Origin of the sequence: Streptomyces sp. TLI_185 (assembly GCF_003814765.1) — a bacterium.
In the GTDB taxonomy this organism is placed as follows: domain Bacteria; phylum Actinomycetota; class Actinomycetes; order Streptomycetales; family Streptomycetaceae; genus Streptomyces.
This window is the reverse complement of record NZ_RKRB01000001.1, coordinates 417,123-436,855: the sequence shown is the minus strand read 5'-3', so window position 1 is coordinate 436,855 and position 19,733 is coordinate 417,123. Positions and strand designations below refer to the sequence as shown.

The window sequence follows — 19,733 nt, the reverse complement described above, 5'->3', positions numbered from 1 at the left end:
AGGGCCCCGCCGACCGCTAACGTACTCGCCAGTAACCGGACCGTTTCCAGGAGGCACGATGCCGCAGCTCGAAGTCGACGGCGCAGCGCTGACGTACGACGACGAGGGCCCCCGCGACGGCGACGGCGTGCCCCTGGTGTTCATCCACGGCTGGACCGCCAACCGCCACCGCTGGGACCACCAGATGGCGCACTTCGCAAAGAAGCGCAGGGTGATCCGCCTCGATCTGCGCGGCCATGGCGAGAGCAGCGGCGCGGGGGTGCCCACCGTCGCGGAACTCGCCATCGATGTCCTCGCCCTCCTCGACCACCTCGAGGTCGAACGGGCCGTCCTCGTGGGCCACTCGATGGGCGGCATGATCGCGCAGACCATCACCCTCGACCACCCCGAGCGCGTCGAGCGCCTCGTGCTGGTCGACTCCATCGCCCGCATGACCTACAGCCGCGGCCGGGGCCTGCTGATGGCGGCCTCGACGCTCGTCCCGTACAAGCTGTTCGTCGCCACCAACATCCGGCGCGCCTTCGCGCCGGGCTACCCCCGCGAGGAGGTCCGCGCCTGCATCAAGGCCTCCGCCGCCACCCCGCGCGAGGTCGTCATGACGCTCTACGGCGCCATGCGCGCCTTCGACGTCCTGGACCGGGTCGGCGAGATCCGTGTACCCACCCTCCTGATCCACGGCTACCACGACATCCAGCTGCCGGTGCAGCAGATGCTGCGCATGGCCAAGGCCTATCCGGACGCCGAGGTCCGCATCATCGACGCAGGCCACGAACTGCCGGTGGAGAAACCGGCGGAACTGACCACGGCCCTCGACCGTTTCCTGGTCGCCGCCCGCGGGTGAGGTGATCAGCGGGCCAGCCGGGCCCGGACACCGCCGACGGCGGCGGCGGGCCGGGCCGTGGCCCGCACGGACCGGCGTACCAGATGGGCATCGCGCCGCAGATCATGCGCGGCATGACGGCCACGCCAGGCCAGCGAGGGAGCACCTGCGGTGTCGTCGGCCGCGATCAGCAGACCGCCCAGCATCGACAGGTTCTTCAGGAAGTGGATGCGCTGCTGGGCGCGCTCCTCGGGGTCGTCCGCCTCCCAGAAACGGTGACCCGCAAGCGTCGTCGGCACCAGCGTGGCCGCGATGGCCAGCGCGGCCGGGCGGGGCAGCCGGCCGCTGCCCAGCAGCAGACCCGCCACCACCTGCACGGCCCCGTTGAGCCGCACGAGTTGCTCGGTGCGGTCCGGCAGGGCCTCGACCCGCTCGGTGACCGGCTGGGCCACGGGCTCGGCCACGGGAGCGACCTCCTCGGGAGCGCGCAGCGTGTTCAGACCACCGGAGACGAACATGGAGGCGAGCATGGGGCGGCCGACCAGACGCAGAAGACTCATGACCCTCTCCCAGGGGTGGGTGCGTGCAGAGACCCACCGGGTTCCCGCGTCGCTGTGGTCGATGCCACGTCACCGGAGCGGATGCGGGCATGTCCCTGCCCGAGCCGGCCAGCTACCGTCTTTCACAAGCCCCTGCCCTCTCCCACGCAGTACGGACGGCCCCGCAGTGCTCGCAGACCTCTCCCCGCTCATTGCGGCGACCGCCCAGTGGCTGACCTGCGCCTACCCCTCGGGCGGCGGTGCACTGGCCTCGGCCCTGTGCGAGGTGCAGGCCCGCCAGGCCGTGACGGTCGCCGCCTGGCTGCGCTACCCCACCCCGGTGGACGCCGCCCTGGTCGGCATGGCGGGCCCCGGAGGATCCGCCCGGCTCGACTGGATCGCCGGCGCGGACGACGCCACCGGCCAGGACGTCGACGCCCACGCCTGGCGTACCTGGGTCGACGAGGTCGTGGCCAGCTGGGCTGCCTGTCTGCTGAGCGACCCGGAACTGGCCGGCCTCGCGGTGGCCGCGGTCGCCGAGGGCAGCCATACCGCCGGAACCCCCGCCGCGTTCCGGCGCCTGGTCGCCCCCGATGAGAGCGACCGGCGGGCGGCGGCCCTGCTGCGCCACCCCGACCTGCTCGCCCCGGTGACCGCACTCCACCAGGACCAGCTGATGACCCTGCTCAAGCCGGGACAGCCGGCCTGAGAGCCGGCCGTCCAGGTGCGGGGCGGTCCCGTCACTCGTGCTTGCCGCGCCCGCTCAGCGCGTCACGCATCCGGTCGACCAGCCCGGCCCCAGGCGCCAGCAGTTTGTTGGCCGGAGGCGTGTCCGGTGCGGAGGGGTGCGGCCGGGTCGGCGCCAGCTTCTTGGCCTGGCGGACCTTGTCTCCCAGCTCGTCGAGCATCTGCGGCGTGCATGCCGTGCGCAGCTGGGGAAAGAGGTTCTCCTCCTCGTCGGCGATGTGCGCGCGGACCTCGCTCATCAGCCTCGCGACGAGACGGTCGAACTCGGCGTCGCCCGCGTCGCAGCTCTCCAGGTCCTTCATGATCTGCTCGGCGCCGGCGTGGTCGTCGATCTCCCTGTCCGCCATGGTGTTCCCGTTGACGAGGTGTTCCCGCACCGCCGGGTAGAGGTACTCCTCCTCGGCCACCGAGTGCCGGACCAGTTCCATCGTGGCCTGGTCGGCGTACACCTTGCGGTCCTTGTCACCGGACGGCAGCGCCTCGATCCGGCCGAAGATCTCCTCGACCTCCCGGTGATCGGTCATCAGCTCGTCGATGACGTTTCCACCGTGTCCCATCCTGTTCACCTCCAGCCAAGATGCGGCGGCTCCCCCTCCGGATCCGCCGGAGCCCCCGAGTGCCCCGTCCCGCAGCGGGTTAACGGTGTGGGAGGCCGCCTTGTTGGAACTCGTACGGAGACACAGACGTACCTGGCAGACCTCGGGAGGCCGGTGTGGCAGACGCGGTGGACGAGGCGCTCGGACGGGTGGTGAGGGAGGTGGCCGCCCGCGCGGAGCGGTTGTGGGAGGTCGCCCTGGCCCTGCACGCCGACCCCGAGTACGGATTCGAGGAACACCGGGCGGTGAGGCTGCTGAGCGGCGAGCTCGAACGCGCGGGGTTCACGGTGCAGCGCGACCTCGCGGGCCTGCCCACCGCCTTCGCCGCGCGGGCGGGAACCGTCCGCCGGCCGGCGGTGGCCCTCCTCCTGGAGTATGACGCGCTGCCCGGGCTCGGGCACGCCTGCGGCCACAACCTGATCGCCGCGGCCGGCCTCGGCGCCGCGCTCACGGCACGGGCCGTCCTCGGGGACGGCGCAGGGGCCGTATGGGCCGTGGGCACGCCCGCGGAGGAGGGCGGCGGCGGCAAGGTCACCGAGACCGAGGCGGGCGTCTTCAACGACGTGGACGCCGCGCTGATGTTCCATCCCGGTGTCCACAACTGGCAGTGGGCGCCGCTGACCGCACAGACGCAGTACCGCATCGGTTTCCACGGCCGAGCCGCCCACCCCACCGGGAACCCCACCGAGGGCATCGACGCCCTCGCGGCCCTCATCCAGCTGTTCAACGCCCTCGCCGCCGTCGGCCCACGCCTCCCGCAGGGGTCGCACGTCCAGGGCATCGTCACCGACGGCGGCCTGGCGACGAACATCGTCCCCGAGTACGCGGAAGGGCTGTTCGGCCTGCGCGCCGCGACGACCACCGCTCTGGAGGACCTGGCGGGCGAGGTGCTGACCTGTGCACAGGGCGTGGCCCGCGCCATGGGCACGACGGTCACCTTCGGACGGGCCACACCGCGCTACGAGCACTTCCGCGACAGCGCGGCCTTGTCCGCACGGTTCGCCCGTCACCTGGCCCGCGCGGGCATCGACCTCACGCCACCGGCGCCCGGCGTGTTCCTGGGCTCCTCGGACATCGGCAACGTCAGCGGACGCGCGCCCGCGATCCACCCCTTCGTCGCCATCATGGATCCGGACGGCTCCGACCACACCCCCGAGTTCGCCGCCGCGGCAGCCTCCGGCCGCGCCCGCCGTGTGATGCTCGCCGCGACCGAGGCGCTGGCCTGCACAGCGGTGGAACTGCTGCTGTCGGCCGAACTGCGCGAGCAGGCCTGGCGCGAGCACGGGGGCAGTGTCGCCGTCGTGGCCCGGCGCTGACGCGCCCCGTCGTCGGGCTGTGCCCGGTGCCGCCCGTCAGCCCGCGAGGGCGGCGAGGAGGTCCTCCCGTGCGGGACGGCCGGCGCGGCTGCGAGGATGTCGAACCGCTCGTCACCGGACCGCAGCACACCCCGTAGCCCCGGTTCGGTCGCGAGGACGTTCATCCGGACGGCCCCGGCCGCCGTCAACTGCCCCACCAGGCCCGCCAGATGGGCCTCGGCCAGCTGGAGCCGGCGGGCCGCGGAAGGTGGGTGAGCCGTAACTGCGGGATCCCGGGACGCCGCCATCGCGACCGGGCAGATTCCGCATCCGCCGGCGCCGGATCCGCGTCGCGTTCCGGGACCGTCACGTCATGACCGTCCGCGGCGAGCAGCAGCGCCGTCTGCAGGCCGCCGAGCGCGGCACCGAGTACGAGGATCGTCGCCATGGCGTACACCTTCCCCGCATGGCGGCGCGCCCCATGACCTCAGGGGGTGAGCAGCCGGTCCTGCTCCACCGGGGGCGTGCCGTCGTGCCAGGGCAGGGCCTTGCCGAAGCGCACCAACTCGCCGTAGAGCGCCGGATCGACGTGCTCGGAGAAGACCAGGTCGAGTACGGCGCGGGCGGCCTGGTCGGGCGACTGGGCGTGGCTGTAGTCGCTGAACCAGGGGCGGGAGGTGGCGGTGTCGACCATGCCGGGGCACACGGACGCGATCAGGGTGCCGGTCGCGAGGTCGCGCTCGCGGCGCCCGGCGGCGACCGCGCGGACGGCGGCGACCTGGGCGACCTTTGAGGGCACGTTCAGCCAGCGGGGCCAGCCCGCTTCCTCGGCGGTCTTGTCGTGGATGCGGCTGCGCCAGGACTCGACGGCGGACTCGACCTGGTCGAGGCTCGCGCCGTCGAACAGGTGGTGCAGCCGCGGGTCGAGGTGGCCGAGGGTGCCCAGGCTGCTGGCCACCACCAGCAGTCGGCCGCCCGGGCGCAGGATCGGGCCGAAGGAGCGCAGGATCGCGTGGGTGGCGGTGTTGGAGACGTCGATGAACTCGTCGGCCCGTGCGGCCTGGGACTCTTCGGGCAGCACGCGGGCGACCGCATTGGAGAACACGACGTCGACACCGCCGTACCGTGTGCGCAGTTCATCGGCGAGTGCGGTGACGGCGCCGGTGTCGCTGACGTCCAGGACCCGGCCCTGAACCTGGCTGCGGGTGCCGGGCAGCTGCGCCACCGCGCGGGCGGCGTCCGCCACGCGCCGTTGGTCGCGGCCGGTGAGCAGCACCAGGTCGGCCGAGCTCAGACGGGCCGCCAGCCCCTCGGTCAGTGCGCGGCCCAGCCCCTGGTTGGCGCCCGTGACAAGAGCGATTCGCGAAGCATTCATGCCTGCCACGCTAGAAACGGCCACATCCATGAGTCCAACGAAAGTTGGGCACAGCTAGTATGCGTAATCGTCATGGACTTCACGGATGTGTCGCTGACCGCGCTGCGGGTCCTGCGTGCGGTGGCCGAACAGGGAACGTTCACCGCGGCCGCCGCAACGCTGGGCTACACCCAGTCGGCGGTGTCCCGGCAGATCGCCGCGATCGAACGGGCGGCAGGCGCGGAGCTGCTGGAACGGCGGCGCGACGGTGTACGTCTGACCGCGGCCGGCCGCGTCGTGATGCGCCGCGCAACGACCGTGCTCGACGAGATCGATGCGACCGCGCGCGAACTGTCCGGCCTGCCCGAGCAGTCCGGCACGGTCCGGCTGGGCTGGTTCCCCAGCGCCGGAGCCGTCCTGCTCCCCACGGCCCTCGCCATGCTGCGCCGCACGGACCCAGGGCTCGACGTCGTCAGCCGGGAAAGCACCACCCCGGCGCTGGTGCGCGCCCTGCGGGCCGGCACCCTGGACCTCGCGCTCCTGGCCTCGATGCCACCGTTCCGCCCACCGGACACCGACTCGCCCCCGCTCGCCCTGCAGACGCTGAGCGAACGTGCCCTGCGTCTCGCGGTGCCCGCCGGTCACCCCCTGGCCCGCGGCGACTTCGTCGACGTCGACGACCTGCGCGGGCAGCGCTGGATCGGGAGCGCCGGTTCAGGTCAGGACCGGCTGATGGGAGTGTGGCCCGGCCTCGACGAGCGACCCGAGGTCGCCCACACCGCCCGCGACTGGCTGGCCAAGCTCCACCTCGTCGCCGCCGGCTGCGGCCTCACCACCGTGCCCGCGACACTCGCTCCAGCCGCGCCGCCAGGCGTACGCATCCTCCCGGTTCGCGGCGGACCCCAGGAACAACGGCGCCTGCTCCTCGCCCGCCTCCCGCACCCACCCACCGAACCGGTCAGACGTGTGGCAGCCGCCCTCCGCGCCGCAGCCCTCAACGCCCCTGACGCGGACGCCGCGCCAGGCGCTTGATGCGCACTGCTGACACGGCATCGGGTCCGCGCACTGCGGACCCGATGCCGGCAACAGCGGTACGGCCGACGCTACGCGCGGGGCCGTTCGAAGGTGAGGAGCAGGCCTTCAACCGCGCCGGGGCCGATACGGCCCTTGACGTCGGCGGAGGTGATCGCCTTCAGGCCCCAGCCGTCCTCGGCATGCTTGTTGAGAACCTTCTCCAGCTTGTCGCTGTCCAGCGCGTCACCGATCAGCGACTCCCTGAAACTGACGACCTTGTACTCATAGGTGTAGCCGCTACTCATACCTGCGTGCCCTCCGGTGTGTTGTTGCACTGCCCGGGGCCAGCCAATCATGCTGCGAGGCGGGCCACACTTGCGGCAGGACGTGTCAGTCCCCCGCCACCAAGTGACCTCTTCCCCCTGGCGTCGACCGCGGCGCAAACCCGACGCGCTCCTCGCCGACCGCGGCTACGACCGCGACGTCTACCGCGACCAGGTCCACGAACGCGGCACTGTGCCGGCCATCGCCCGCCGCGGAAACCGACACGGCACGGGACCGGGCACCTACCGATGGATGATCGAAAGAAGGCTTCGCGTGGCTGCACGGCTCCGGCGTCTACGGATCCGCTGGGAACGCCGAGCCGACTTCCACGAAGCGTTCCTCAAACCCGCCTGCTGCCTGATCACCCATCGACAACTCAGCTCATTGTGTTAGCCGTTGTTAGAGGCACGCGCAGGGCGCAGGGCCCAGATTGGTCTGCATCGCAACGGATCCCCGGGTCGCTGACCTGGGGTTTCGCAATGGAGTGATCGCGCTGGGACCCTGGGCGGACTTGGGTGTTCTCGGTTCGGGTCGGTCGGCGATGCGGGGGTGCTGCCCGTGACGGGGAGATGCCGACGTGTTCGAAGAGGTCGGCGGAGGTGCGCTCGATCAAGGTGGTGTGACCACCACGTCTCGCGGCTCGGGCGATCTGGCCGATCGCAGATCCCGGCGTGTCAATGAATCATATTCCGATTTTTCATATTAACGTCCTGTGGCTATACGGAGTCGATCCCTTACGGATCGCACTGACCTCACTCCATCGGAGATGAAATGCACAAGCTTCTCAAGACTGCCGTCCTGACGGTCGCCCTCGGCAGCGTTGGACTCGTGAGCGCCGGCACCGCCACCGCCACTGGGAACGACGGTCACGGTGGCGGGAACGTCCTGCAGAGCTCCCACTGCAAGTCGCACGACCTGAACGTCGACGTCCTCGGCCAGGTCGGCGTCCTCAACGGCGCGCTGGGCAACGCGCTCGGCGGCGAGGGCAACTCGGGTGGGCAGAACACCCACGTGGGCTCGTCCATGGGCTGCGACAACAGCGCCTTCTAGGCCGTGTCATAGAACCGGGGGAGCGCTGTGCCCTGTTGTGCAGGTCGGCAGGCAGTGCGCATGTCGACGAGGGGCTGATCGACGGGAGTCGCCGGCGGGTGCGGACCAGCGCCTCATGGCGAGACCAACCGGTGGAGCACGGGCCGTGCAGACGGTCTGTGGGTTGTTCCGCTGATGGCAGCGCGCCAGTCTGGTGAGCCGTGCCGACCAGGCTGCAGGCCAATGCCGATGGCACCGAGACGCCTCTGAAACCAGTTCAGGGATCGTGTCCGCTTTCGCGGATCAGGTCCCTGAACTGGTGTTTCTCTGTCGGGGTATCGGGCTCTTGTCGAGTCAGTGGGTCGGGGCACTCTCTGGGCGGGGCTCACCTGGCCAGGGCCAGCCCTTCGATGACGTCCGGGTCCTGATCGTCGGTCAGGACCCCTGTCCCACTCCGAGGATGGCAATCGGGCTGAGTTTCGCGCTCTCACCCCAGGTGCGTTCGTTGCCGGGGCGCTTGGGGAACATCTTCCGAGAGATGCACTCCGACCTGGGTCTGCCCAGGCCGTCGAAAGGCGATCTGACGGCGTGTCGCCAGCAGGTCCTGCCCGAGCCGAAGCCCAGCTCCTTCGGGCGGTACTCCCACTGGATGCTGGGGAGTCCCTCGGCGAGGGCCGCATGCATGGCGTGCTGCGTCGTCGGCCCGAGCAGCGCGAGCAGGCCACCGCCAGTGTTCGTGGCCGTATGTACGAGCAGCGCGCGCAGCTCGTGGAGCTGGTGCTCGCTCTACCCCAGGTGGGCCAGGACGTCGAGGAGTTCGGCCAAGTCCGAGCCAAGGCCGAGGCTGTGCTGACCGTCGGGATCGCGTGCATACACATGCACGAGTACGAGTTGATACCGCTCGCCCGGCAGGACCCGGCGCCGTCGCGCTTCCCACCGGGCGACGGACCACTGCACGCCAGCGATACTGGAAGCGAGGGGCTGCCCGAGCCCGGACGCCGCGTCGATGATTGCCTGCGCGGTGTCCGCGAGGGATCAGCGGCGGGACATCCTGAGCCGCTTCAGTGTGGCGGCGCCGACGCGTCGTTCGTGCGCGGTCATGCCCTCATGATTGCCCGCTGTATGGGTTACACGAGCACGATCAGACGCAGTTTCCCCTGCTGGGCGCCGTAGCTGAGGGTCTGCCGGGTGCCGGACGTGCCTTCGGGGCCGTGCAGAGGGAAGCCGATCACCATGCCGGAGCGGTCGACCATCCAGCAGTTGCGCGCGTGATACGCCGGGGTGCCCAGCTTTTCGGCACCCAGCTCGACAATCTCGTCGATCCGCTCTCGGCACAGCTGAATTGCCTGCCTCGCTTCGGCCGGCTGTTGCGGGAGGCTGCCCGGCGCGACGATCGTGATCTTTGCATTCGAGTTCCCGGCAAGCCACAGCAGGGACAGGCTGTCGATGCCCTTCGCGCTCCCGATGTGGAGGCGTGCTGCCCGTGAGTAGAGTGCTTGGTCCGGCGGTGCTGTCGTAGCTGTCCCCGCAGCGCTTCCGGCCGGTGCATCCCGGTGCGTCGACAGTGGATCAACTGCCCGCCGATGACCGCGAGTTGAGGCGACTGGAAGAGGCGGCAGGAGCCGAGGACGCCCGTGAGACCGGTCTCGACGAGATCACGTCGCCCGCGTTCGTGGTCCGAGAGCACGGTCAGGTGATCGTCGCCGCTGGATACCGAACCTGGCCGTGCAGAACCGCCCACGTCAGCGTGCTGACCGCATCACAGGTGCGAGGGCGCGGACTTGCCCGGGCGACGGGCTCCGCGACGGTCGCACACGCCCTCGCTGCCGGGCTGCTGCCGCAGTGGCGCGCCCGGCGTCCGGCCTCCCGACGCGTTGCGGCCGCACTGGGCTTTGCAGAACCGGGCGCACAACTCAGCATCGAGTTGGCCCGGTACTCCCGCCCTCGACTGTGAACCTCCGCGCACGTGAGGCGGGTGCGCATCACCCATGGATGCGCACCCGTCCCGTGGCGGTGCTTGCCGAAGGCGTCAGCAGCAGCGGCTCTGCGGGTGCTCCTCCCGGTGGAGAGCCAGGAGCACCTGATATTCGCGGCGCGTGGGTACCGGAGCGAGCGGGTGGTGGCGTCGGTGCCGTTCGCAGTAGCGGTCGTACTCCGCCTCCCCGGTCAGCTCACGCAGATACCAGCGCACGCTCCGCGCCCAGCCGCGGGTGTTCATGAGCCTGCCCCCACCAGCGCCTCGCCGGCCTGCTCGGGCCGGTCGATGCGGGACTCGACGTACGGCGACTCGGTCGTCGGCAGCGGATGCGGCGACCGTACGGCCCGGACGCACACCACCGCCGCGTTGACGATCACCACGGCGACCAGCAGCAGGAACAGGGCGATGAGGACGCCGTCGACGGTGGAGTTGGTCACCACGGTGTGCATGTCGGTGAGGCTCTTGGCGGGCGGCAGGACCTGGCCGGCGTCGATGGCGTCGGCGTAGCGCGCCCGCTGGGCGAAGAAGCCGACCTTGGGGTCGTCGGAGAAGATCTTCTGCCAGCCGGCGGTGAAGGTGACCGCTACCACCCAGGCCAGGGGGACGGCGGTGACCCAGGCCCAGCGCAGCCGCCCGGATTTGATCAGGACCGTGGTGCACACGGTGAGGGCGACGGCGGCGAGGAGCTGGTTGGCGATGCCGAAGAGCGGGAACAGCTGGTTGATTCCGCCGAGAGGGTCCGTGGCCCCGGTGTAGAGGAAGTAGCCCCAGGCGGCCACGACCAGACCGCTGCACAGCCAGATGCCCGGCTTCCAGTTGACGCGGCCGAGCGGCTTGAAGACGTTGCCCAGCATGTCCTGGAGCATGAAGCGGCCCACCCGGGTGCCCGCGTCGACGGTGGTGAGGATGAACAGCGCCTCGAACATGATCGCGAAGTGATACCAGAAGGCCTTCAGCGCCGTGCCGCCGAAGACCCCGGAAAAGATCTCCGACATGCCGACGGCGAGGGTCGGTGCACCGCCGGAGCGGGCGATCAGGGTCTGTTCCTCGACGGCCCTGGCGGCGTGGGTCAGCTGGCCGGGGGTGATGGTGAAGCCGAGGCCCGCCACCGCGTGCGAGGCGGACTCGGCTGTCGTACCCAGCAGGCCGGCCGGTGCGTTCATCGCGTAGTACAGGCCCGGCTCCAGGGTCGCCGCGGCGATCAGCGCCATGATCGCCACGAACGACTCCATCAGCATGGCGCCGTAGCCGATCATCCGGACCTGGGACTCCTTCTGGATCAGCTTGGGAGTCGTGCCGGAGGAGACCAGGGCGTGGAAGCCGGAGAGCGCGCCGCAGGCGATCGTGATGAAGAGGAAGGGGAACAGCGCCCCGGCGAACACGGGCCCGGCGCCGGTCGAGGCGAACTTGCTGACGGCGTCGGCCCGCAGCACCGGGGCGGCGACCACGACGCCGACCGCGAGCAGCGCGATGGTGCCGATCTTCATGAAGGTGGAGAGGTAGTCGCGCGGCGCGAGCAACATCCACACCGGCAGGACGGAGGCGACGAAGCCGTATCCGACCAGACAGAACACGAGCGTCGTCGGGCTGAGGGTGAAGACGTCGGCGAGCGAGGAGTTCTGGATCCAGCTGCCGCCGGCGATCGAGAGGAGCAGCAGTGCCACCCCGATGAGGCTGGCCTCGACGACCCGGCCCGGCCGGATGCGATGCATCCACACACCCATGAACAGGGCGATGGGGATGGTCATCGCCACGGAGAAGGTGCCCCAGGGGGAGTGGGCGAGCGCGTTGACGACCACGAGTGCCAGCACACCCAGCAGGATGATCATGATGGCGAACACGGCGATCAGGGCGGCGGCTCCGCCCGCCCGGCCGATCTCGTCACGGGCCAGCTGCCCGAGCGACTTGCCGTCGCGCCGCATGGACAGGAACAGCACCACCATGTCCTGCACGGCACCTGCGAAGATCACCCCGGCCACGATCCACAGCGTGCCGGGCAGATACCCCATCTGCGCCGCAAGGACCGGCCCCACCAGCGGTCCGGCTCCGGCGATCGCGGCGAAGTGGTGGCCCAGCAGCACCCGGCGGTCGGTGGGGTGGAAGTCGACGCCGTCCTCCAGGCGTTCGGCGGGAGTGGCCCGGCGGTCGTCCGGTTGCAGGACGCGGTGGGCGATGAAACGCGAGTAGAAGCGGTAGGCGATGGCATACGAGCCGAGCGCGGCGACCACCAGCCACACCGCGGAGATCTTCTCGCCGCGGGCGAGCGCGAGGACGCCCCAGGCGACCGCGCCCAGCAGGGAGACGGTGGCCCACAGCAGGACCGACCGCGGGGACATGCGGGAGCGGCCCGGGCGTGGGGACACCGGGAGACCGGTTCCGGGCATGGCGGAGTTGGGCATGGCGGCTCCTCACCTCAAGGGTGATCAAAGGGGGCAAGTGACAGAAAGGCGTGTGCGGATCAGGGACCGTGGCGGTCGTGCCTGGTCAGCGCATAGGCGGCGAGCAGACACAGACCGCACCCCGGCACCCAGGCCAGCTGGTACCAGTAGAAGAACGGCGTGCCGGCCAGCCGCGGGCTCGCACCGGCGTACCAGGGCACCCACAGCAGACCCGCGGCGGGTGCAAGGAGCAGTACGGCGATCGCGACGCGCCGTAGCCGGTGATGACCGGTTCGTGCCATGACCTGCGCTCCTTTCCCCACCGCTGTCGGTCTGTGCAAGAGTTGCCCACCCCCCGGAAGTGGTTGACAGCGAATGTCCGGGAGATTTCCCGCCGGTTTTCTGTCATCGGAACGGGCTGCGTGCGCAACTCTCCGGCAAGGGCTCAGGCACACCAAGGACGGTGACCCATGGCGGACGCTGCCATGACAGCGACGTTCCTCGCCGTGATCGGCGGGGCGTCGCTGCTCGCCGTCACCGCACGGCGCCTGCACCCCACCGACCGGCTGCCGTCCTTGGAGGGCTGGGCGCTGGCCGACCGCAGCCTCGGCCCCGTGTGGACCTGGCTGCTGCTGGGCGGCACGATCTTCACCGCGTACACCTTCACCGCCGTACCGGGACTCGCCTACGGCAACGGTGCGCCCGCCTTCTTCGCCGTGCCGTACACGGTGATCGTCTGCCCGCTCGCCTTCGTCCTGCTGAGCCGCCTGTGGACGGTGGCCCGCCGGCACGGCTACATCACCACCGCCGACTTCGTGCGCGGCCGCTACGGCTCCCCGCCGCTGGCACTGGTGGTCGCGCTGACCGGGATCCTCGCCACGATGCCGTATCTTGCGCTCCAACTGCTCGGCATACGGGCGGTGTTGACGGCCGGGGGAGTGTACCCACGGGGCGTGGCCGGTGACCTGGTGATGGTCGCGCTGTTCGCGGGACTCGCGGTGGCCACCTACCGGCACGGACTGCGGGCACCCACGGTCATCTCGGCCCTCAAGGCCGGCGCGGTCTTCGTCTCGGTCACCGCCGTGTGCTGGCTGGTCCTGGAACGCCTCGGCGGGCCCGGCGCGGTCTTCGACGGCGCCGCGCGACGCCTCGGCGGCACGGACGCGGCCCACTCCGCGCTGCTGCTGTCGCCCCAGCAGCAGCCCGCCTACGCCACACTCGCCCTGGGCTCCGCGCTGGCGCTGCTGATGTACCCGCACGTCCTGACCGCAGGTTTCGCGGCCGACGGCCCGCGCACCCTGCGCAAGGTGTCCGTGGCGCTGCCCGCCTGGACCGGGCTGCTCGCCCTGTTCGGCTTCCTCGGCATCGCCGCCCTCGCGGCGGGAGTACGGGCGCCGAAGGGCGGCGCCGAGGCCGCCGTTCCGATGCTCGTGGACCGGCTGATGCCGGCGCCGCTGGCCGGGCTGGTGTTCGCCGCGATCACGGTGGGCGCGTTGGTACCGGCCGCCGTGATGTCGATCGCCGCCGCCACCAGCTTCGTACGCAATGTGTACGTCGAGTACGTCAACCCGACGGCCACACCCAAGCGGCAGGTGCGCATCGCCAGGATGGTGTCGCTGACCGCGAAGGTGGGCGCGGTCGCCTTCGTCTTCGGGCTGCGCGACCAGGACGCGATCAATCTCCAGCTGCTCGGCGGGGTGTGGATCCTGCAGATCTTCCCCGCGGTGGCGATCGGCCTGTTCACCGGTCGCCTGCATCCGCGCGCCCTGCTGGCCGGCTGGACCGTCGGCATGGCGGCCGGCACCTACCTCGTGGTGCGGGAGGGCTTCTCGTCCGTCGTGCCCCTCGGCTTCGGCGCGCGGCCCCTGCAGGTCTACGCAGGCCTCGCGGCGCTCCTGCTCAACCTGCTCGTCGCCGTGGCCGCGACCGCGGCCCTCGAACGCCTCGGCGTCCCGCGCGGAGCCGACGCCACCCACCTACCGTCCCGCCTGACCGTCAGGCGGCGCCCCGAGACGGGAGCGAACAACCCGTGAGACGCAGACAGCACCCCCGCGTGACGGTGCCGCAGGCCGTGGCGGCCCCGGCCACCGAGCCACGCGTCCCGCAGCCCACGGCCGCACCACCCGACGCCCCCGAGGCCCTCACGCCCGCACCGCGTGACCCGGCCGACCTGGAGCGCGAGGCCGCCCTTGCCCGTCTGTTCGAGGTGCACTACGCGTCGATGCTGCGCCTGGCCGTGCTCCTGGGCGCCGACGACCCGGAGAACGTGGTCGCCGAGGCCTACTACCAGATCTACCGCAAGTGGCGCAGGCTGCGGGAACCCGGGGCGGCGGAGGCCTATCTGCGCTCCACCGTGTGCAATCTGACCCGGATGCGCATACGTCACCTGCAGGTCGCCCGCAAGCACGTCGAAGGTCCGCCGAGCGAACTGGTCGCCTCCGCGGAGAGCACCGCCCTGCTCCACGAGGACCAGCGCGCACTGATCGACGCACTGCAGCAACTGCCCGCACGACAGCGCGAGGCACTCGTCCTGCGCCACTGGCTCGGACTGAAGGAGAGCGAGATAGCCGCCGCCATGGGCATCTCCGGCGGTTCGGTCAAGACACACACCGCGCGCGGCATCGCCGCGCTGAGCCAGGTGATGGAGGCCCGGCGATGAACGACACCTCACCGGACCGCACCGACCAGGACCCGACGGGACGGCCCCGGACGGAACACGACGGCACCGAACAGGAGCTGCGCGAGGCCCTGTCGGCACTGGCGGGCGGTGTGCAGGCCGCTCCCGACGCCTACCGCACGGCCCGCGGCGACTGGCTGCGCCGCGAGCGCCGCCGCCGCCTCGTGCTGGCCGCTCTCATCGCGGTGGTCTTCACCCTCGCCACTCTGATCGGCCTGTGGGTCCTCAACCAGACACCGAGCCACCCCGGCGTGATTTTCTCCGGCGCGGGCAGCCCTGGAACCCCGGGAGGGTGGTTGGCCGGGCGGACCTGAGGGCCCAGCCCGCCGAGCGCTCCTCCGCCGGCTCAGCCCGACACGGACACGGATCGCATCAAACTTCATCGATCCGTCTGATAGTGAAGGAAGGGGGCATAGCGCTAAACTCCCGCAACCTATACGTGGGGAAGGTCCGGGCATGCGACGGTGGGCCGAGTTCGTTCTGAGGCATCGCAAGGCGGTTGTGGCGTTCTGGGGACTGGTGCTCGTCGCCGGCATCCTGCTGGCCGGCCGGACGACGGACCGGCTGACGATCGACTTCTCCCTGCCGGGCCAGCCCGGCACGGTGACGGCTCACCGCATCGAGCGTGCCTTCGGCAGCGGCGGTGACACAAACCCCTATCTGGTCTCGGTCACACTCCCCGCAGGACAGACCATCACCGGTCACGAGAGGGATGTCGTGCGGGCGCTCACAGCCGCAGGCACAGCCGTCCCCGGCCTGCGGGTGATCGACGAGGCGAACACCGGGGACAAGGCGTTCCGGACGAAGGACGACCGCACGGCCTACGCCCTGGTCTTCTACCGGTTCAACCCGTCACCCAGCCAGAAGCTGCTGACCGATCCGATCCGGTCGGCGGCGCAGAAGGCCGTCCCGGCGGGCGCTGTGGTCGGCGTGACGGGTGAGGACGTGCTGGCCTCCGGCGGCGACAACGGCGGCGGGCCCGGCGTCCTCGGGGAGACACTCCTCGGCGCTGTCGGCGCTCTGGCCGTACTCGCCTTCGTGTTCGCGTCCTTCCTGGCCCTGCTGCCACTGGTGGTGGCGGCGGTGTCGATCCTCGCCACCTTCGTGATGCTGCTGCCGCTCACCTATGCGACCGATGTGTCGTTCATCGTGCAGTTCCTGGTCGCCCTCATCGGCCTGGGCGTGGCGATCGACTACTCACTGCTGTTCGTCACCCGCTGGCGCGAGGAGCGCGACCACGGCCGGGACAACCACGACGCGGTCGTCGTCGCGATGGAACGCGCCGGGCACGCGGTGGTGTTCAGCGGCGTCACCGTCGCGATCGGTCTGCTGGCGCTGGTGGTCCTGCCGGTCCCGTTCATGCGGAGCATGGGCTACGGCGGAGCACTCATCCCGCTGGCAAGCGTGCTGACGACGCTCACGCTCACCCCGGCCGTCCTGGGCGGCATCGGGCCGAAGGTCGACTGGCCCAAGATCCGGCACGAGAACCGGGCCAGCCGCTTCTGGAGCCGGTGGACCGCCGCCGTCGTACGACGCCGCTGGATCGCGGCCGCCACCGCGTTGGCCGCACTGTTCGCCCTGGCCGGGGTCTTCCTCGGCATCAAGATCGGCCTCGCCTCCTCCGAGTCACTGGCCAAGAGCGGCCCGGCCTACGAGAGCCTGCAGACCCTGGAGCGCGGGGGTGTGCCGACCGGCGCCCTGACCCCCATGGAGGTCCTGGTCCGCACCGACCAGGCCCGCACGGCGGCCGCCAGGCTGGCCGGGATCGACGGTGTGAGCAGCGTGCTCGTGCCGTCCGGGCCGGCCGGCAACCGCGCCGGGCAGAGCATCGTCGTCGTCATCCCCGACCACGAGACCGTGAACTCGCAGAGCGTGGGCGTGGTCAAACAGGTCAAGACCGCCGCCGACGACCTGCCCGGCGTCCTCGGCGTCGCCGGTATCGGCGCGGCACAGATCGACTTCATGCACGCCGTCTACGGCAACTTCCCGCTGATGCTCACGATCATCGCGCTGCTGACGTACGTCCTGCTGGTGCGCGCCTTCCGCTCCCTGCTGCTGCCACTCAAGGCGGTCCTGCTGAACCTGGTCTCGCTCGCCGCGACCCTGGGCCTCATGGTGATCTTCTGGCAGGACGGTCACGGCTCCGACGCGGTCTTCGGCATCGCGGCCACCGGGGCGATCACGTTCTGGATCCCGTTGATGGTCTTCGCGTTCCTGTTCGGGCTGTCCATGGACTACGAGGTCTTCATCCTCTCCCGCATCCGCGAGGAGTACGACACCGGTCGCTCCACCGACGCCGCCGTGATCGAGGGCATCGGCCGCACCGGCCGGCTGGTCACCAGCGCCGCGCTGATCCTCTTCCTCGCCTTCGCTGCGCTCGCCTCCGGCCCCGGTACTGATCTGAAGACGCTGGCGACGGGCCTTGGTATCGGCATCCTTCTCGATGCGACCATCGTGCGGATGTTGTTGGTTCCGTCGCTGGTCTCGCTGTTCGGCCCGTGGAACTGGCACCTGCCCGGCTGGGCGGCCCGGCTGCTGCGTGTGCCGCCGTCGTATCCGCACCCGGAGGCAGTGAAGCCCAGGGCACAGCAGCCCACGAGCTGAACGCAGGCGGAGCAGACGGCTGCCGTGCCGCGGATCCTTCAGGCGTCCAGGCCGGGGGCCTGCTCGTCGCTGCACTCCACGGCCTTGGCGTAGGGCCACTGCGCCAACGAGATCATCCCCATCACCCGGCGGATCAGATAGAGGGCAAGAGGCAGTTCGGCGAACACGGCGAGCGCCGCCGACAGCCAGATTTCCGAAGTGCCGAAGGCGAGGGACACGTCGAACCACGAGTCGCAGATCAACAGCACTGCCGTGGCGAGAGCCGACACAATGACGGCGCGGTGCCGCAGCCACCCGAGAAGCGCGGTGGACGCCATCGCGACCACGAGCAGGACGTCGAATCCCACCCACGTGACGCGCCAGTGATGGACCCGGTACCCGGAGGGCAGCGTCACCGCCAGCAGGACGGTCCAGGGGACGAGAGCGACGGCGCAGACGGTCAGCAGTTCCAGGGTCTGCCGCCGGTGCCGGCGCACCCGCTCGAGCAGGTCGCTGTCCGGAGCCGGTGCAGCGGCCCGTATGCGGTTGCCGGCCTGTGCGTTGCTCATGTCGCCCGTTCCGTTCTCGCCTGTTCCGGGATGACGCCGGTCGGGGCTGTTGTGCAGGCGTCCTGTGGTGCAACAGCAGCACTGCCGGGTTAATGCCCGCCCCGAGGACGGCAGGCGCCGGTCATGGCGCGCGGGAAGCAGGAAGCGGAAGGAAGTAGCCCCTCCTGCGCACGTCATGTCGTGACGTTCGCGCTGCCGCGTGAAGCGTCTTCGTCGGCGTGCGGCGTGACGACACCTCGTCCGCCGGCACGGTCCCTCTGGCGCCATTCGGGCCGCAGTCCCGTGAGGTTCGTCGTCACCAACAAAGACAATGTCAGCCGTCAGATTCGACTGAGCTTCCTGGGCTGAGCAAGAGCGTCCTGGGCGTGGCCGCCAAATCTCCGTACCTTGCGTGTTCGAAACGGCGAAGTCCTGCGCGGTACGGACCTGAACATGATCGAACGCCCCTACGACGGATGCGGGAAGTGCCTGCTCGGCGTGCGACGGCTGTCGCGGATGAAACGCGCCACGTCGTCGCCGGAGCAGCAACACGAGGACGTTCTGACCGCTGCCGCGTCTGTCGCGTCCACATCATCGGTCGGGCCGACGATTGGGAGGCGGCGGGTGCCACTGAGCCTTTTCCAACCTGCCGTTGTTGCTGGTCAGGGGGAGTCGAGGTCGACTCGCCTGGTAGCAGGCAGTAGCTCGCTGACTTGTGCGTCTGTGGTCACCTGCCGACAACAGCACACGTGCCGGCGGGGCAGGCCGGCACATCGGCCGTGCCCGCCGAGCAGATGGGATTAGGGTCAATGCCGAACGTGCCGGGGCCCGTCCGGAGCCAGAGTGAGAGACCCGGCAATGGGCCGCTCGGTGTGCAGCCCCTCGACCGTCGGCTGGCCAAAGCGCTCTCCGACACGTGAAGAACCCCTGATCGAATGTCCGAACTTTGGCTTCAGCAGGAGGTGGTTGTGTCCCTGCCCCGGCACACATATCAGGTGCTGTCCACCAGACGGATGCAGGGGAGCGATGTGCCCTGGCCGCATGACGTGCGCATCGCGCTCCCCCCGTCGTACGAGCACGGTGACCGCAGCTACCCCGTCCTGTGGGTGACAGACGCGTCCCTCAGCTTCCCGCTCACCGTCGGCCTGATGAACTGGCTCCACACCGTGCAGGAGATCGCCGAGCTCATCGTGATCGGCGTCGGCGCTCCCGACGAGAGCGATCCCGCCGAGTTCGGAGCGCGTCGGACACACGACTTCTATCCGATGCCGAGATGGGTCAATGCAGGGCCCGGCGGTGCGCGTATGGAAGCACTGTCCAGCGAAATGCCGACGGGCGGCGGGGGAGCCGATGGGCTGCTGTCGTTCCTGGTCGACGAGTTGCGCCCGCGGTTGGCGACCGAGTTCAGGTTCGACGACGACCACGGTCTCGTGGGATTCTCCGGCGGCGGACACTTCGTCGGCTTCGCCCTGTTCTCCCGGCCGGCGGCCTTCGGCCGCTATCTGGCCAGCAGCCCTGCCCTCAGCGGATGTGAGGATCTGCTGTTCACGCTGGAGGCCGACTACGCCACGACCCACGACGACCTGGCGGCGAAGGTGTTCCTCGGCGCGGGCGAGGCGGAGCTCACCGATCCCTACGTGGCCGCCGCCGACATCGTCGGGTCGATGACCCGCATGTCACAGCTGCTGCGGCTGCGCAACTACCCGTCCCTGGAGCTCACCTCCCGCCTGTACCCGAGGCAGACCCATGGGTCGGCGTTGTCGTACGCGTTGAACGAGGGCCTGCGCACGCTGTATCCCCTCACCACTCCCAGCGGCGAATGAGCAGATCCACAGCGGGCCTGGCCACCCG

Annotated in this window: 22 protein-coding genes and 2 pseudogenes; 13 read left to right on the top strand and 11 right to left on the bottom strand. The window is 70.4% G+C overall.

What is annotated here, in order from left to right:
- Positions 1–58: 58 nt before the first annotated feature.
- Entirely contained in the window at positions 59–841 is a 783-nt protein-coding gene (locus EDD92_RS02005) for an alpha/beta fold hydrolase (RefSeq protein WP_123962584.1), read from the top strand.
- A gap of 5 nt (positions 842–846) precedes the next feature.
- Here EDD92_RS02005 and EDD92_RS02000 read toward each other — a convergent pair whose 3' ends face one another.
- Positions 847–1,380, bottom strand: coding sequence for a DoxX family protein (locus EDD92_RS02000; protein ID WP_030946407.1), 534 nt, complete (start codon positions 1,378–1,380; stop codon positions 847–849).
- 166 nt (positions 1,381–1,546) lie between these two features.
- Between EDD92_RS02000 and EDD92_RS01995 the strand changes: the two genes are divergently transcribed.
- Positions 1,547–2,068: a hypothetical protein gene (locus EDD92_RS01995; protein WP_123962582.1), complete on the top strand. Its 522-nt coding sequence runs from the start codon at positions 1,547–1,549 to the stop codon at positions 2,066–2,068.
- Positions 2,069–2,099: 31 nt separating this feature from the next.
- Here EDD92_RS01995 and EDD92_RS01990 read toward each other — a convergent pair whose 3' ends face one another.
- Positions 2,100–2,663, bottom strand: coding sequence for a hemerythrin domain-containing protein (locus EDD92_RS01990; protein WP_123962580.1), 564 nt, complete (start codon positions 2,661–2,663; stop codon positions 2,100–2,102).
- A gap of 155 nt (positions 2,664–2,818) precedes the next feature.
- Here EDD92_RS01990 and EDD92_RS01985 point away from each other — a divergent pair, with 155 nt between their 5' ends.
- Positions 2,819–4,018 (top strand): amidohydrolase, encoded by a 1,200-nt coding sequence (locus EDD92_RS01985; RefSeq protein WP_123962578.1) that lies wholly within the window; start codon positions 2,819–2,821, stop codon positions 4,016–4,018.
- Between the two features lie 184 nt (positions 4,019–4,202).
- Here EDD92_RS01985 and EDD92_RS01980 read toward each other — a convergent pair whose 3' ends face one another.
- Positions 4,203–4,445: a hypothetical protein gene (locus tag EDD92_RS01980; protein ID WP_123962576.1), complete on the bottom strand. Its 243-nt coding sequence runs from the start codon at positions 4,443–4,445 to the stop codon at positions 4,203–4,205.
- 39 nt (positions 4,446–4,484) lie between these two features.
- A complete protein-coding gene (locus tag EDD92_RS01975) occupies positions 4,485–5,372 on the bottom strand; it encodes an SDR family NAD(P)-dependent oxidoreductase (protein ID WP_123962574.1) in 888 nt (295 codons plus the stop codon).
- Between the two features lie 72 nt (positions 5,373–5,444).
- Between EDD92_RS01975 and EDD92_RS01970 the strand changes: the two genes are divergently transcribed.
- Positions 5,445–6,383: a LysR family transcriptional regulator gene (locus EDD92_RS01970; RefSeq protein ID WP_123962573.1), complete on the top strand. Its 939-nt coding sequence runs from the start codon at positions 5,445–5,447 to the stop codon at positions 6,381–6,383.
- Between the two features lie 71 nt (positions 6,384–6,454).
- Here the strand turns inward: EDD92_RS01970 and EDD92_RS01965 are convergent, their stop codons facing one another.
- Complete coding sequence (locus EDD92_RS01965; protein ID WP_030946390.1) at positions 6,455–6,670, bottom strand: DUF4177 domain-containing protein; 216 nt, start codon at positions 6,668–6,670, stop codon at positions 6,455–6,457.
- 115 nt (positions 6,671–6,785) lie between these two features.
- Between EDD92_RS01965 and EDD92_RS50800 the strand changes: the two are divergent.
- The 3 genes and pseudogenes from EDD92_RS50800 to EDD92_RS01955 all read left to right on the top strand — a co-directional run.
- Positions 6,786–7,082 (top strand): annotated as a pseudogene (locus EDD92_RS50800) (IS5/IS1182 family transposase); the annotation flags it as partial.
- Positions 7,083–7,460: 378 nt separating this feature from the next.
- Entirely contained in the window at positions 7,461–7,739 is a 279-nt protein-coding gene (locus EDD92_RS01960) for a hypothetical protein (RefSeq protein ID WP_123962571.1), read from the top strand.
- Positions 7,740–8,118: 379 nt separating this feature from the next.
- Positions 8,119–8,319: pseudogene (locus EDD92_RS01955) on the top strand (uracil-DNA glycosylase); the annotation flags it as partial.
- 185 nt (positions 8,320–8,504) lie between these two features.
- Here EDD92_RS01955 and EDD92_RS49720 read toward each other — a convergent pair.
- Both EDD92_RS49720 and EDD92_RS52035 read right to left on the bottom strand, forming a co-directional pair.
- Positions 8,505–8,675, bottom strand: coding sequence for a hypothetical protein (locus tag EDD92_RS49720; protein WP_185124507.1), 171 nt, complete (start codon positions 8,673–8,675; stop codon positions 8,505–8,507).
- Between the two features lie 170 nt (positions 8,676–8,845).
- Positions 8,846–8,971, bottom strand: coding sequence for a hypothetical protein (locus EDD92_RS52035; RefSeq protein ID WP_311736749.1), 126 nt, complete (start codon positions 8,969–8,971; stop codon positions 8,846–8,848).
- A 311-nt stretch (positions 8,972–9,282) separates the two neighbouring features.
- Between EDD92_RS52035 and EDD92_RS01940 the strand changes: the two genes are divergently transcribed.
- Complete coding sequence (locus tag EDD92_RS01940; protein ID WP_260326282.1) at positions 9,283–9,672, top strand: GNAT family N-acetyltransferase; 390 nt, start codon at positions 9,283–9,285, stop codon at positions 9,670–9,672.
- Between the two features lie 75 nt (positions 9,673–9,747).
- Here the strand turns inward: EDD92_RS01940 and EDD92_RS01935 are convergent, their stop codons facing one another.
- Genes EDD92_RS01935 through EDD92_RS01925 form a run of 3 tightly spaced genes read right to left on the bottom strand, consistent with a single transcriptional unit; the run spans position 9,748 to position 12,376 of the window.
- Positions 9,748–9,936: a YbdD/YjiX family protein gene (locus EDD92_RS01935; RefSeq protein WP_123962569.1), complete on the bottom strand. Its 189-nt coding sequence runs from the start codon at positions 9,934–9,936 to the stop codon at positions 9,748–9,750.
- Positions 9,933–12,095 (bottom strand): carbon starvation CstA family protein, encoded by a 2,163-nt coding sequence (locus EDD92_RS01930; protein WP_123962568.1) that lies wholly within the window; start codon positions 12,093–12,095, stop codon positions 9,933–9,935. Before EDD92_RS01930 ends, EDD92_RS01935 begins: the two co-directional genes overlap by 4 nt.
- Before the next feature lie 59 nt (positions 12,096–12,154).
- A complete protein-coding gene (locus EDD92_RS01925; protein ID WP_123962567.1) occupies positions 12,155–12,376 on the bottom strand; it encodes a DUF3311 domain-containing protein in 222 nt (73 codons plus the stop codon).
- A 168-nt stretch (positions 12,377–12,544) separates the two neighbouring features.
- Here EDD92_RS01925 and EDD92_RS01920 point away from each other — a divergent pair, with 168 nt between their 5' ends.
- The 4 genes from EDD92_RS01920 (at position 12,545) to EDD92_RS01905 (ending at position 17,355) form a co-directional block, all read left to right on the top strand.
- Complete coding sequence (locus EDD92_RS01920) at positions 12,545–14,107, top strand: sodium:solute symporter (protein ID WP_123962565.1); 1,563 nt, start codon at positions 12,545–12,547, stop codon at positions 14,105–14,107.
- Positions 14,104–14,733, top strand: coding sequence for an RNA polymerase sigma factor (locus EDD92_RS01915; RefSeq protein WP_185123903.1), 630 nt, complete (start codon positions 14,104–14,106; stop codon positions 14,731–14,733). The genes EDD92_RS01920 and EDD92_RS01915 overlap by 4 nt, the downstream gene beginning before the upstream one ends.
- Positions 14,730–15,065, top strand: coding sequence for a hypothetical protein (locus EDD92_RS01910; protein ID WP_123962563.1), 336 nt, complete (start codon positions 14,730–14,732; stop codon positions 15,063–15,065). The genes EDD92_RS01915 and EDD92_RS01910 overlap by 4 nt, the downstream gene beginning before the upstream one ends.
- Positions 15,066–15,207: 142 nt before the next feature.
- Positions 15,208–17,355, top strand: a complete 2,148-nt coding sequence (locus EDD92_RS01905) for an MMPL family transporter (protein WP_123962561.1) — start codon at positions 15,208–15,210, stop codon at positions 17,353–17,355.
- 38 nt (positions 17,356–17,393) lie between these two features.
- Here the strand turns inward: EDD92_RS01905 and EDD92_RS01900 are convergent, their stop codons facing one another.
- The gene (locus tag EDD92_RS01900) at positions 17,394–17,903 is read right to left on the bottom strand and encodes a hypothetical protein (RefSeq protein ID WP_123962559.1); all 510 of its coding nucleotides are present in this window, start codon (positions 17,901–17,903) and stop codon (positions 17,394–17,396) included.
- 974 nt (positions 17,904–18,877) lie between these two features.
- On the opposite strand from EDD92_RS01900, the gene EDD92_RS01890 reads away from it, so the two are divergent.
- Positions 18,878–19,705, top strand: coding sequence for an alpha/beta hydrolase (locus EDD92_RS01890; RefSeq protein ID WP_260326281.1), 828 nt, complete (start codon positions 18,878–18,880; stop codon positions 19,703–19,705).
- Positions 19,706–19,733: the final 28 nt, after the last annotated feature.

What these genes read in the sequence shown, in the direction of transcription:
- EDD92_RS02005 (WP_123962584.1), top strand. Translation starts at nt 59, where the DNA reads ATGCCGCAGCTCGAAGTCGACGGCGCAGCGCTGACGTACGACGACGAG.
- EDD92_RS02000 (WP_030946407.1), bottom strand. Translation starts at nt 1,380, where the DNA reads ATGAGTCTTCTGCGTCTGGTCGGCCGCCCCATGCTCGCCTCCATGTTC.
- EDD92_RS01990 (WP_123962580.1), bottom strand. Translation starts at nt 2,663, where the DNA reads ATGGGACACGGTGGAAACGTCATCGACGAGCTGATGACCGATCACCGG.
- EDD92_RS01980 (WP_123962576.1), bottom strand. Translation starts at nt 4,445, where the DNA reads ATGGCGACGATCCTCGTACTCGGTGCCGCGCTCGGCGGCCTGCAGACG.
- EDD92_RS01975 (WP_123962574.1), bottom strand. Translation starts at nt 5,372, where the DNA reads ATGAATGCTTCGCGAATCGCTCTTGTCACGGGCGCCAACCAGGGGCTG.
- EDD92_RS01970 (WP_123962573.1), top strand. Translation starts at nt 5,445, where the DNA reads ATGGACTTCACGGATGTGTCGCTGACCGCGCTGCGGGTCCTGCGTGCG.
- EDD92_RS01965 (WP_030946390.1), bottom strand. Translation starts at nt 6,670, where the DNA reads ATGAGTAGCGGCTACACCTATGAGTACAAGGTCGTCAGTTTCAGGGAG.
- EDD92_RS01960 (WP_123962571.1), top strand. Translation starts at nt 7,461, where the DNA reads ATGCACAAGCTTCTCAAGACTGCCGTCCTGACGGTCGCCCTCGGCAGC.
- EDD92_RS52035 (WP_311736749.1), bottom strand. Translation starts at nt 8,971, where the DNA reads ATGGTCGACCGCTCCGGCATGGTGATCGGCTTCCCTCTGCACGGCCCC.
- EDD92_RS01935 (WP_123962569.1), bottom strand. Translation starts at nt 9,936, where the DNA reads ATGAACACCCGCGGCTGGGCGCGGAGCGTGCGCTGGTATCTGCGTGAG.
- EDD92_RS01930 (WP_123962568.1), bottom strand. Translation starts at nt 12,095, where the DNA reads ATGCCCAACTCCGCCATGCCCGGAACCGGTCTCCCGGTGTCCCCACGC.
- EDD92_RS01925 (WP_123962567.1), bottom strand. Translation starts at nt 12,376, where the DNA reads ATGGCACGAACCGGTCATCACCGGCTACGGCGCGTCGCGATCGCCGTA.
- EDD92_RS01920 (WP_123962565.1), top strand. Translation starts at nt 12,545, where the DNA reads ATGGCGGACGCTGCCATGACAGCGACGTTCCTCGCCGTGATCGGCGGG.
- EDD92_RS01910 (WP_123962563.1), top strand. Translation starts at nt 14,730, where the DNA reads ATGAACGACACCTCACCGGACCGCACCGACCAGGACCCGACGGGACGG.
- EDD92_RS01905 (WP_123962561.1), top strand. Translation starts at nt 15,208, where the DNA reads ATGCGACGGTGGGCCGAGTTCGTTCTGAGGCATCGCAAGGCGGTTGTG.
- EDD92_RS01900 (WP_123962559.1), bottom strand. Translation starts at nt 17,903, where the DNA reads ATGAGCAACGCACAGGCCGGCAACCGCATACGGGCCGCTGCACCGGCT.